This is a genomic window from Clostridium sp. YIM B02506, assembly GCF_022324845.1.
Lineage (GTDB): Bacteria > Bacillota > Clostridia > Clostridiales > Clostridiaceae > Clostridium_T > Clostridium_T intestinale.
In genome coordinates this window covers 90,477-103,562 of record NZ_JAKGTG010000015.1, presented here as the reverse complement: position 1 = coordinate 103,562, position 13,086 = coordinate 90,477, and the positions used below count along the sequence as shown (strand labels likewise).

Below are 13,086 nucleotides of genomic sequence, written 5' to 3'. Positions count from 1 at the left end.
GGCTTCATTTTTCTTACCTATTGTCAAGTGTTTTTTTATTAATTTTTCATATTTCCTTAAGTTGACGACATTGTGCGTACAGTAAAGGATAATTTTTTTATTGAGCAAGTTAACAAAGAAGGGATTATTATATATGAGAAGTGTTGATTTTAAATTTATGAATTTAAAAAAGGCCTATTCTAGGTTAAAAGAAGTAAGTGATATCTATGATGGGAAAAATGATATTATAAGAGATAGTTTAATACAAAGATTTGAATTCACCTATGAACTTACTCATAAAACCCTAAAAGAATTCATGAAATACTTAGGTGTAACGTTAGAAAACTCATTTCCTCGTACTATATTTAAAAAGGCTTTCGTAAACAACTTGATTTCTGATGATAAAGTTTGGATTAACTTATTGGAAGATAGGAATTTAACTTCTCATATTTATAACGAAAACATGGCTGATGAAATCGCAGATAGAATAGTTACTAAATATGTATCCGCTATTGAAGAATTGGTAGAAAACTTAGGAAATTTATTATAGTACTTAAAGTGAAGGCAGCTCAGATTTATTGAGTTTAACCTTCACTTTTAACTTTCAATAATTAATTATTAATATCCAGCTATAAAATCCTATACTTCTGCCCCTTACTTCTTATATTCTCTGGTATCGTATAAGTTATAAGCTTCTTTTCTAACAACTTACATAGTGATCTTTTTATATTTCCTGGTACATTTTCATATCCTAGATATTCTGATATTTCTTTTTTTGATAAAGGCCCATCAGATAAAAGTTCTAATATCTGGTCTTCAATTGCACTTATAGAAATATCTTTTTGTTCTTTTTCATCAACGTATAAGTCTTGATATTCATCATCAAAGTAACAAGTATTTTCATATAACTTAACTGTAAAATAAGCTCTACTATCATCAGTTTCAAATACAGGCTCTGGTGAATTGTTATCTTTCATGGCTTTTATTATTCTGGCTAATCCAACAGCATTTCCATTTGCAAGTCCCAAACTTTCTAAATATTCACCTATTCTTCTATTTCTATAAATTCTAGCTGTAACTTCACCTTTATCTATATCTTCCTTTGCTATAAACTTATCTGGACCAGGATAACTTACAACTACAATCTTTTCCTTATCTATTCTCACTTCTATGGGGGTATTTTGTGAGTAATCTCTATGGTAAAAAGCATTTATTATAGCTTCTTTTATAGCCTTTAATGGATAGTTAAAAAACATCTCACCATCTATATTTTTTGATTTAATAATGGTGTTCTCTATATAGATCAAAACTGCTTTTATTTGCTCATGAATAGTCCCATGAAAAGTCTTTTCTATGAAGTCATCACAAGTTGTTCCAAGAAAATGAACTAATTCAAGTTGACAACCTGGAATGAATTTTTCTGGACTATCAGAAAACATCAAAAGGCCTATGTTCTTAGGTCTTAGTTCATCATCAATCATATCAAGCTTTTTTAATAACTCTTTTTTTGAAAGTTTTGATGTCTCATCATATAGTTCATTTCCTGTATCATAAAGATATTCCTTAATTAAAGACAGTCTCATATCTTCAAATTTTGCATTTAAGTTTACTTCATCATCAAAGGGATTATCTTTATTCTCCTTTGAAGCTTCTATACTATCTTTTTTCTTTTCTACATTACTTTCTGTTAACCCATCAAAGAAATACTCTCTTACAAGTCTTCCACCAGATTCAACCTCACCATCAAGCCAAGTTCCACCCACTTCATACTCTTCTTCCTCATCAGTATCAATATTTATAGGATCTATTTTTTTGACTTTCTTAGCTTGCTTATCTTTTTTATTTTTATTAGTTTTCTTCTTATTGATTTCATTATCATAGTAGCTACATATAGCATCATTTAATACACTGCTCATACCAATATCAGGCTCTTTATGAACCTTTATTATTTCTAATATTGTGTTTGTTGTTTCTTCACTGAGATTGACATCAACTAAAAATGTATCTTCTAATTCATCATTTTCACTAGCCTTAACTGCAGCCTCAAGGCTTTCATATTTCTTCATACATATCAGCTCCCTATTTAAAAGTTCCATGTATTATATGAAAAAACTCTAGAAATGAATCCACCTTATTAGACATTAACCCCTTTAGATAACTTCATTATTTCTTCTTTTCTTTTTGGATCAATAATATCCAGATATTGATGTAGCTTTTCATGCCACTCTTTTTCACTTTCTGTACCATAATCATATTCATCATACTCATTAGATATTTCTTTTAAAAGTAAAGCTATTTCAAAATCATCTAATACCTTGAATAATTCTATAAACTCGTCTTCAAAAATACAATCAGCACCTAATACATCAACCAAATCCTTTAGGCTATGAAATTCTTCTCTGATTATCTCTATTTTTTCTTTCACATCTTCACAATCTCTGATTTCTTCTGTTATTTCTTTGAATATACTGTTATCTAGGCTTTCCCCATCTTCATATTCAATGATGTCTTCAGATGATTTATCTAAACTAAGAAATATCATTTCTAACCTATCATTCTCTAGACTGATTTTTATATATGGTATGAGTTTTTCTACAACTATTTTTATATATTCAATCATGTTTTGATTTTTAATGGATAAACTCTTGATTATCTTTTCTGTTCCATCATAAATACTTTTATTAAAATCATCAGATGTTTCTAATTTATCCTTTAGATATGCTCTATCACCTTCGCTGATATCTAATTTTGTTATTTCTTTTCCAGCTAATGAACACCCGAGTGAATTCGTGAGTACAAGGGTGAAGATATTGATAAGCAGATGATGTGATTGAACATTAAACCCTTTTAGTAAAGCTTCTATATCTTCTTGTTTAAAATAAGAACAAAACTTATTTTCCATATCAATTTTCTTTAAGTAATCTTCTATATACTCAACTCCAACAAGTTTCATTTCATCATATCCAAGAGGGTAATCTATCGATCCTTGAGTTTCATGGGCCCCAAACCTAACATCATACTCCTTAAAAAACAACGGAATTCCATACTCCAAAGTATCTACATAGGCATAATTTATAGTTTCAAGCCTTGTTTCATGTACCTGTTTTAATAGATTTTCACATTCTTTTACTTTTTCTTTGATTATCTCTTCTCCATCTTTAAATAGTTTCTTGATTTCAACTTGTTTCATGGCTCTTAGCTTAGCATTAACATGGGCCTCTTTTTTTAGTGATAGGCCTATTGTGTAATAAATAGATAACATGATTTTATCTGCAACCTCAACTCTTACTGATGAACTTTCATTTCTAGTGTAATAACCTAGGGTTTCAGTTAAAATATTTAAAATCTGGAGTTGGATATTCTCTACCTCTTCTATGTTTAAAAATCTGTTTAAGTGCAAAACTTGTAGCAGAGATTGAAGATAATGCTCATCATTTAATTGATTTTCAAGTAGATCTTCTTTATTAATAATCTTGTTGTTCATCTTCCTCTTGGTCCTCCTCTTTATCATCAATCTTCAAGTAATCTTTTACTCCATATTTAATATTGTGGGCTATGGAATCTAAATACTTATCTCTTAGCTGTTCTAGCGAACCTTGACACTCATTGTCAAAATAACTTTTCATGATTTCTATTAATTCATCATCACCTACAAAATCTAAAGTTTCGTTTTTGTAATAATAAAAAATTTCTATAAGTTCATCTAACGTCTCTAAATAGTTATATTGAGAAATGTATGGTGAATTACAAAATACTTCTATGATATTTTTAATTATTGCTCCACCAAACTCAACTCTACCATTATTCCTTAAAGACTCACTTCTTGTTCTTAATATTGTTTTTATGTCCTCATCAGAAAGTTTTAATCCGTATTCTAGGGTTTCTTCATTAAAGGCTTTAATCTCCATAAAAGTCTGTTTAGTTATTACAGAATCAGAAATTTTCATAAGTTTATTTTCTTCCATAAAAATCCTCTCCTAAAATCTTATATTTTACTATTGACTTTTTGTTTTAAATATGTTATTATTAAACTACATATACATTTCATTGTTTCAAGTAATAATTTTACCACTGGCTATATCTATAGTCAATGGTTTTTTTCGTTCAAAAAGACTGCTTCAATAAAGATTAAAAATCTTATTGCGCAGTCTTTTCTAATTAGAAATAAAGTTTCTATAACCATTGCTTCTCTTTCTAAATTTGTCGCTTTATGTCTGCTTTATCTTATACACTTACCTAAACTTCTTACAACATTGTTGGAAATAAAAGTTGGCAGTATTAGGACTCCTATTAAATCCCACAAGCACTCTCTTTATGGATATTTTCATTCCTTAAAATTTCACCCTTATAATTTACATTGCCAAAATCCGATACCTTCATTTGCTTCTTACCTGTGATAAAATTTTTGAATAATACAAAACACTTATTAGATTCCTCTAAAACTAGAACAAACCAATTTATATAAAAACTTAAATATTTGCTCGCTACGTTATGAAAGTCCTTCAGAAACTGTTTGAACTCTCTCCCTCTTTTCCTAATTTTCAAATTATGCTTACCATCTTTATTTAAAATAACAATCTTTTTAAAATATTTTAAATTAAAACCCATTGATCCATCTATTTTAGCTTTAATATTATTGTCTTTTGCAAAATAAAAATAGGCCCAATTCCTTGGAGATGATATATAATCGCTTGTCTCATTAATTATTGGTTTTAAAATTTTATTTAATATCTCTCTATTAATAGTTGATTTGCTAGATGGCTTTATGAATTTATTATCATATTTATCTTTACAATTTAAGATTATAATATTTTTTCTTTTAAGCCTTTGTCCTTTTAGCATATATTCTTCTTTATCTATCCTTCTAAATAGAAAGTTCTTATTAAAAGTATGATTTCCCTTAAAACTTTCCTTGATTTTAACCTCATCCACTTCTATATTAAGGAGTTTTTTATTCATTATCTTAGTTCCTGCAGCGCTTAATATTTTATGCCTCCAATGAAAAGCTGTTTTTAAATCTATTTTTAAAGATTTAGCTATCTGTCTAAGAGTTGCCCTTTCCTCTATAAAAAACATATATTTAATCCATAAATCAATAGGTTTTTTGCTGTAACTTAAAGGTGATCCTGTTATGTCAGAAAAAACTTTTCTACACTTTTTGCATCTATATCTTTGTATTCCTCTATTGCTTTTACCATATTTAATCACATTATCTGCACTTTTACATATAGGACACGAATTATGATTATTGGGTTTAAACAGTTCTCCTACACTCTTAACATACTCTTTTAAAAATAAATCTTTTTCATCTATTTCCTTAGGTTTATTTTCTATAATTAAATTTGCAATGTTATCATAGTTCAAAGGATTCATCTCCTAAAAAATTAATCCTTTGAATTATTACCTTTTAAGTTTATTTTAAATCATTAATTTTCTTTTTTCTTATAATTATCTTTTAAAACATTTTAATCTAGCTGGAGACTTTGTTGCAACCACTTAGTTATATACTACAGAATAGCAGAGAAAAGGATCTTAATGTATCCACTTCGTAGTGTACTACAGAATAGCAGAGCAACTTTTTATTCCAACAATGTTGTATGGGGTTTGGATAGTTCTCCAAAAGGTCTCAGTCAAAAATCGACATGACGGCATTATTTCTAAAGGCTTAATCTATCTGTATTTTCCTATAAACAATAGCTAAAGCTCCTAATGCTATTATTCCTATTAAAAATAGTGGGGATATTAATTTAAGATTCACATCACCTAGCGAAGTTAAAATATTCATTCCATGAGTTGCAGGAAGTATATTTGAAACCTTTCCTATAACACTTGGAAGCATTTCTCTTGGAAACATAGTTCCACTTAAAATCATTGATGGAAGAAATATAAATTGCGAAAACATGGTCATAACAGTATTACTTTTTGATATTAGCCCTATTAAAATTCCTATTATAGAACTAACTGAGATAACTAAGATCAAAAACAAAAAATACATTAATATATTACTTGGTATATCAGCTTTAAAAATTATAGGGGAAATTATAAAGATTATTGCTGAAACTATTAGTATATGAACTAATGCGGATAGAAAGGATGTTAATAATATTACCCATAAAGGAATGTTTCCTACCTTATAAGTTTTCTTGATATCTGATGAGAATATTTCTACTATTGGTACTGGTGTCCCAAGATAAGCCGCCATCGAAATTGCTACTATACTCATCGATTGTATTATTCTACTTTTAGCATTTGGATCTATTGTAGTAAACACTGAACCCATAACTAAAAAGAATATTAGGGGCAAAATATAATATACAATCAGAACATTTTTATTTCTAATATCTAACTTACACTGTAGCCAAACACTATATAATATCTCACTCATATTAAACCACCTCTTTCTTTGTATTTATGAGTTCTATAAACCGTTCTTCTAAAGATAAACTTTCAACCTTTAAATCTACTAGAAAATCTTTTTCTTCTTTAACAATATCTACAACTTCCGAAATTGCTTCAGTTAAATTTTCTGATAATAAAGTTACGCTATCTTTTGTTTTATCTACAATGCTAGAATTTTTTAATCTGGTATACTTTAGAAGTGAATTATTTATGGTGCTAACTGCAATCTTCTTTTCTTTTTTTCCTTCTGTTACTATATCTCTAGAATTGCCCAAGGCTCTAACTTCACCTTTAACTATTATCACAAGCCTATCACATAAGGCTTCAACCTCAGCCATATCATGACTTGCTAATATTATAGTTACGCCTTCATCCTTAAGCTTTCTTATCTCTTCATGAAGAGCTACTCTTCCTTCAACATCTAGTCCTGCTGTAGGTTCATCTAATATTAAAAGTTTTGGATTATTAGCTATCGCCAAAGCCAAATGAAGTCTTCTTTTTTGACCAGTAGATAGGTTTCTATAACGTTTTTTATACTGTTCTTTAAGCCCGAACTTATCTAAAAGATCAACTCTAGTTTCTAACTTCCTCCACTTACAAAAAAACTTCATAGCTTCTAGTACGGTTATATCTTCTTGTAGTGAAGTGGATTGTAGTTGAACTCCTATTAGATTCTCACCAGAACTATCTTTCCTTATGTCCTTCCCAAAAACCTCAATAACCCCACTATCAAAAGACTTTATTCCCTCAATGCACTCTAATGTTGTTGTTTTTCCTGCTCCATTAGGTCCAAGTATACCAAATATCTCCCCCTTATTTACTTCAAAATCAATCCCCTTCAAAACTTCAAAATTTCCATAGCTTTTCTTTAAATTGTTAACCTTTAAGGCTACACACATCTTACTCCCCTCCTATTCCTTTTGGAATTTTTACATTGTTTTTTATAATATAAGTTCCTAAGGCTTTATTAATATAATTATCTGCTTTTTTATAAAGCAACTTAAAATCTTCTGGCCAGTTATCTACATCTTCTCTAAAATCCATGAGCTTTCCAAACACCTGACTATCACCACTGGTAAACTTAATTATGTTTCCCCACCACTCCTTTGCAAATTCCTGTCCTTCAAAACTTTCTGGAGACATCCCTTTACTTTCAAGTTCAATAGCCTTTTCACAACCTGATCTCCACCAATCTATAGAAGTATCAGCTTTATTATTTTCATAACCCTCAGCCAAAGTATTTAGCGTATTTTCATCTAAATGTTTAACCACCCAATAAAACTCATTATTTTCATTTACTAGATTCATCATCTTAGCATATTTAGACCAATCAATATTATTGGTTTCTTTTATTTCATCACTTAACATGTTTATAGACTCTTCTAATTTCTGAAGCTTAGCTATCTTTTCCCTAATTATTTCTGCTTGAGTATTTAGTATTTTAGTAGCATCACTTGGCTTATTAACAGGCATTATTCTGTCCTTTATATAATTTAAGGAAAATCCTAAAGATTTTAAGGTAATTATCTGATGAAGTACAGCCATATCCTTACTGTTGTATAACCTTCTCCCCCCTTCACTAAAGCTTGAAGGCTTTAAAATATCTATTTTATCGTAATACTGAAGAGTTCTCACAGAAACATTAGCTTCCTTTGCAAGTTCTCCAACAGTCATCATTTTGATATTCTCCATTTTCTACCACCCCTTAAATTAATTATAATATACGACGTTACGTCATGAGCAAGAGTTTTTTTCATAATTTAGGCAAAAAATAAAAGGATGTTGCTTTACACAACATCCTTCTAAAAATTATAATTCTAAATACTTTTTAACTACATTTTCTACAGTGTAACCAAACTCTTCTATTACCTTTGGACCTGGTGCACTTGCTCCAAAATGGTCAATAGCAAGTGTTGCTCCATCAAGTCCTACATATCTTTCCCAACCAAAGCTTGCTCCCATCTCTATAGCTAGACGTTTGCGAACATCATTAGGCAGTACAGATTCTTTATAGTCTTTATCTTGCTTTTCAAATAAATCCATACTAGGCATAGATACTACAGAAACATCTTTACCTTGTTCTAATAAAGCTTTTTGAGCATTTATTGCTAGGTTAACTTCTGATCCAGTTGCTATTAATATCCCTTCAGGTTTTGCTCCTTTTTGAGGTGATAGTACATATGCACCCTTTTTAAGGTTTTCAGGAGCTAATTCCTTTGTTCCATGAATTACTGGTAAGTTTTGACGAGTAAGTACCAATAATGTTGGATGATCTTTTGATGTTATTGCAAGTTTCCAAGCCTCAACTACTTCATTACCATCTGCTGGACGAATTATATTTAGGTTTGGTAATCCACGTAAACTTGATAATTGTTCTATAGGTTCATGAGTAGGTCCATCTTCTCCAACTGCAATTGAGTCATGAGTTAACACATAAGTTACAGGAAGATTTTGTAGCGCTGCTAGTCTAATAGCTGCCTTTATATAATCTACAAATACAAAGAATGTACCTCCATAAACTCTTGTTCCACCATGTAACGCAATCCCATTCATAACTGCTGCCATGGCAAATTCTCTAACTCCAAACCATATATTACGGCCCTCATATTGACCTGGTTCAAAATCTTTTTGTCCAGCTATCATAGTATTATTAGAAGATGATAAATCTGCTGAACCACCCCAGAAGTTAGAAATATTCTTTGCGAGTGCTTGAATAGTTTGATTACTAGTTACACGAGAAGCTGCACTTGAACCTTCTTCGAATACTGGTAAATCTTTATCCCATCCTTTAGGAAGTTCTTCTGAAAATGCCTCTTCAAACTGAGCTGCAAGTTCTGGATAAGCTTTTTTATATCCATCAAATAGATTTTTCCACTTCTCTACTTCATTTTCTCCTGAAGCCACAATAGTTTCTTTAAATCTCTTAGCTACTTCCTCTGGAACCTCAAAATCTTGATGGGCCCATTCATAGCTCTTCTTAGCATGAAGTACCCCTTCTGCTCCAAGTGGTGCACCATGAACTTTTGATGTACCTTGATTAGGTGCGCCAAAACCTATTACAGTTTTCACTTCTATTATAGTAGGTTTATCTTTTTCTAACTTAGCTTCTTCTATAGCTTTAGATATTTCAGCTAAATCATTTCCATCTTTAACAAGTATATATTGCCAGCCTTGAGCTTCAAAGCGTTTTCCAACATTTTCTGTAAAGGCCTTTGATGTAGGCCCATCAAGAGATATATCATTTGAATCATAAAGCAAAATAAGTTTTCCAAGCTTCATATGTCCAGCCATACTAGTTGCTTCTTGTGATACACCTTCCATCAAATCTCCATCACCACAAATAGCATATGTGTAATGATTTATTACCTCATATTCAGGTTTATTATAAACTGCTGATAAATGAGCTTCTGCCATAGCAAAACCTACAGCCATAGCTATTCCTTGACCAAGCGGTCCTGTAGTAGCTTCAACTCCATGAGTATGATGCACCTCTGGATGTCCTGGCGTTTTACTTCCCCATTGTCTAAATTCTTTTAAGTCCTCTATAGTTACATCAAATCCAGCTAAATGTAACAAGCTATAAAGCATAGCTGATCCATGTCCTGCTGATAAAATAAAGCGATCTCTATCTACCCACTTTGAAGATTTTGGACTCACCTTTAGATGTTTGCTCCAAAGAGCATATGCCATAGGAGCTGCTCCCATTGGTAATCCTGGATGACCTGAATTTGCTTTTTGAATAGCATCCATACTTAAAGTACGTATCGTATTTACTGCTAATTGATCTACATTATCGAACATTTTCAATTCCTCCTTCTTCATTCTGAAATTCCTTTGTTTATTTTTAAGCTAGGAATCCATAAACGTCTCACTATTCAACATTAGTATTCCTGTACTTAACTTAATTATATACTCTAAGTAATGGAAAATAAATATTTTGGGATATTTTTCTTAATTAATAATTAGTTTCTCTTCATTTTCATATAACCATTTTAACATCTTTATATTAATATCAGCCAAGTTTTTATATTTATTGAATTTACTAAAATAAGCTATGCAGACAATTTGAATTGAGTAAATAACATAAGGAATTGCTTGTTTTTCTTCCTTGGTTAAGTTACACACACTATCATATCCTTCTATTATTTCTTTGAATATGATAAACCAAACTTCTAATTCTTTAGATGTTTTTTCGGAGAAAGTTTCTGATAATATTGAGGTTGCTGCATAACATGGATCAAAAATTCTTAAGTTTCTCTCTGATAATTCAAAGTCTATGAAGCTTACTAGTTTATCATCTCTCATAATTATATTACTTGGATTAGGATCTCTATGAATGATGTGCTTATTTAAATAAGGGTATAGTTTTCCAAACTCCTCATCATATTTCTTATAGAAATCTATAGGTAGGTTCATGAGATTTTTGATATCTTCATGGGCCCCTGATGTTACATTTTTGATATCAGGTTCATTACATATTAAATCCTTGTCATACCTCTCTAATATAAAATGAAGTTGTCCTATTATTTCACCTAGATATCTTGCTTTATTTAAATCCTCATAAACTTCTTTGCTTGTTAAAGAACTTCCTTCAATTTTTCTTGATAACATGAAATATATGTTTTGGTATTCCACATACTCCTTGTTGTTTGTTGTTTCTATTGGTATAGGCCCATCAAACCCAGCTTCATGTAAGTCCTTTAATATCAAGATATGTTGTTTTAATCCTGATAGATTTATGCTTGCTTTTAATATAAACTTATCATCTACACCCCAAACATTTTCAAGTTTACTTCCATTGAATCCATATAAATTTTTAATGTCTGCATTTTCTCTTAAATCCCAATTTAATAAAATCTTTTTTATTTGTTTTTCTGTTATCATAACATGTTCCTCCTGCTTTAAATTGATTCTATAAGGTTTGTTAATCTTATATTTTTTCATATATTCCTTAGGAGAACATCGATACTCACGTTTAAAAGCTTTAAAAAATCCTGCATAAGTATCAAATCCATAACTTAATGCAACATCTATACTCTTCTCTCCCAAACTTATTTCATATATTGCACTATGAAGTTTTCTTTTTAAGATATACTGATTTACAGGTATACCTATTCCCTTTTGAAATAAGTGATAGTAATGAAATATTGAAAATCCTGCTTTTTTAGATAATTCCTCTGCTGATATCTCAGACTTCAAATTATCTTCAATATAATCAATACTATCTTGAAGAATATCTAGATAGTTCATATGGGCCTCCTTTAAGCAAAAGTCACTTGCAAGCTTATTTACTAATATTATGATAACAGATATTTTATTGATTTGATTTCCTGCTTTTCTAAAAAAGTAGGCTATCTCATAAAATGATTTTAAAAATCATCTAGAGATAACCTACTTTTAAACTTTGTAGATTCTATTCATTACAGCTTCTATTAATGCCACTAATGTAATTGCTAATAATAATACTACCGAAACATCATTTAGTAGAGACATGGATAGTATGATACAGGTAGATAAAAAAACATAGATATATCCAAATTTTTTTTCATAGCTTCTATCTATTTTAATTAGAATAAGTCCACTAAGTAAATAGAATAATGAAACTAAAACCAAGATTATTTTTATTGAATTATTTTTAGTCAGACTACATGGCATAAAGTTTTTAGTTGTAACTAATTGGACAACAGCAAATAACAAAAGAATATATATGATGCTTCTTATAACATGTACATATTTCACTTTTATACACCCCAAACTTAAATGTACGGTTTAAATATCACCCTTAAAATCTTCAACTATACTTTTAATTCTATCATTTAATAAATCTATTTCTGTATTATTTACTTCAATAGACTTTCTTAGTTCTTTTGTGTTTCTTTCAACCACTCTTAAAGTGCTATTAACATTATTAAGAGCGGTGTTTATTTTATCTTGAACCATGATATCTGAAAAGAAATTATCAAAAAAGATATCAGTCATATCACTAAAATCTCCAGATACATATTTCATATCTAAGGATATATTTACATCATTTAATTCCTTTTTGAAGGATTTTACTAGATATTGCACTTCATTTAAAACTCTATTTGCGTTTTCTATATGCCCACGTTTTATCATTGAGGTCATAAATCCTCCCCCAAGCATATCCATAGTTCCCCAGCCTTTAGCTGATTCAAATTCTTTTTTTGCTTCTTCAAGAACTTCTATAAGAGAATCTCCTGCATTTACAGCTTCCTTTAATTCTTTATCTAACACCTTAAGAGAAGCTAACTTTTCTGTAGTATTTAGATATTCTTGCTTTTTCAAGGAAGAAGAATTTAAAAGTTCCTTTTCTTTTTCCTCCCATAAATTTTCATATGCTTTTACTAATTTATCATAATCTTTTATTTCATCTTTTAAATTTAAAATACTCACTTTTACATTATTAAGCTCATATTGAGTACTCTCATATTTGTGTTTTGCATCCAAAGCTTCAAGTTCTTCCTTTTCAATTTTATCTTCTAACTTCCCAAATAGCTTTAAGAAAAAACTAACTGAAGACCCTTTTTCCAATTTTTCAACATCTCTTTGTTCTTTAATCCAAGCCTCTTTTTGAAATCCCTCTTTTTCTTTAAGCTTTATATAATCTTCTTCATAATATTTTAATTTATCCTTTTTACTTTCTAAAAGTAAAATCTTTCTTTTTAATTCTAATAATTCATTCATTCA

12 protein-coding genes are annotated in these 13,086 nt (G+C 29.8%); 1 reads left to right on the top strand and 11 read right to left on the bottom strand.

From position 1 onward, the window contains the following. Positions 1–157 precede the first annotated feature (157 nt). Complete coding sequence (locus L1S49_RS12900) at positions 158–529, top strand: nucleotidyltransferase substrate binding protein (protein WP_238905114.1); 372 nt, start codon at positions 158–160, stop codon at positions 527–529. A gap of 79 nt (positions 530–608) precedes the next feature. Here L1S49_RS12900 and L1S49_RS12895 read toward each other — a convergent pair whose 3' ends face one another. The 11 genes from L1S49_RS12895 to L1S49_RS12845 all read right to left on the bottom strand — a co-directional run bounded on the left by L1S49_RS12895 (position 609) and on the right by L1S49_RS12845 (position 13,083). Beyond that, positions 609–2,045, bottom strand: coding sequence for an ATP-binding protein (locus tag L1S49_RS12895; RefSeq protein ID WP_238905112.1), 1,437 nt, complete (start codon positions 2,043–2,045; stop codon positions 609–611). Positions 2,046–2,113: 68 nt separating this feature from the next. Continuing rightward, positions 2,114–3,463 carry a DUF6179 domain-containing protein gene (locus L1S49_RS12890; protein ID WP_238905110.1) on the bottom strand — a complete coding sequence of 450 codons (1,350 nt, stop codon included), beginning with the start codon at positions 3,461–3,463 and terminating at the stop codon, positions 2,114–2,116. Beyond that, positions 3,444–3,944, bottom strand: a complete 501-nt coding sequence (locus L1S49_RS12885) for a DUF6323 family protein (protein WP_238905108.1) — start codon at positions 3,942–3,944, stop codon at positions 3,444–3,446. Before L1S49_RS12885 ends, L1S49_RS12890 begins: the two co-directional genes overlap by 20 nt. Before the next feature lie 325 nt (positions 3,945–4,269). Further along, entirely contained in the window at positions 4,270–5,343 is a 1,074-nt protein-coding gene (locus L1S49_RS12880) for an IS1 family transposase (RefSeq protein WP_238905104.1), read from the bottom strand. Positions 5,344–5,644: 301 nt separating this feature from the next. Continuing rightward, complete coding sequence (locus L1S49_RS12875; RefSeq protein WP_238905102.1) at positions 5,645–6,364, bottom strand: ABC transporter permease; 720 nt, start codon at positions 6,362–6,364, stop codon at positions 5,645–5,647. Between the two features lies 1 nt (position 6,365). Next, positions 6,366–7,277, bottom strand: coding sequence for an ABC transporter ATP-binding protein (locus tag L1S49_RS12870; RefSeq protein ID WP_238905100.1), 912 nt, complete (start codon positions 7,275–7,277; stop codon positions 6,366–6,368). Between the two features lies 1 nt (position 7,278). After that, positions 7,279–8,070 (bottom strand): MerR family transcriptional regulator, encoded by a 792-nt coding sequence (locus L1S49_RS12865; RefSeq protein WP_238905099.1) that lies wholly within the window; start codon positions 8,068–8,070, stop codon positions 7,279–7,281. A gap of 117 nt (positions 8,071–8,187) precedes the next feature. After that, entirely contained in the window at positions 8,188–10,179 is a 1,992-nt protein-coding gene (gene tkt / locus L1S49_RS12860) for a transketolase (RefSeq protein ID WP_238905098.1), read from the bottom strand. 150 nt (positions 10,180–10,329) lie between these two features. Further along, positions 10,330–11,628: a helix-turn-helix domain-containing protein gene (locus tag L1S49_RS12855; RefSeq protein WP_238905096.1), complete on the bottom strand. Its 1,299-nt coding sequence runs from the start codon at positions 11,626–11,628 to the stop codon at positions 10,330–10,332. 147 nt (positions 11,629–11,775) lie between these two features. Beyond that, positions 11,776–12,117 carry a hypothetical protein gene (locus L1S49_RS12850; RefSeq protein ID WP_238905094.1) on the bottom strand — a complete coding sequence of 114 codons (342 nt, stop codon included), beginning with the start codon at positions 12,115–12,117 and terminating at the stop codon, positions 11,776–11,778. Between the two features lie 30 nt (positions 12,118–12,147). Next, positions 12,148–13,083 (bottom strand): hypothetical protein, encoded by a 936-nt coding sequence (locus L1S49_RS12845; RefSeq protein ID WP_238905092.1) that lies wholly within the window; start codon positions 13,081–13,083, stop codon positions 12,148–12,150. Positions 13,084–13,086: the final 3 nt, after the last annotated feature.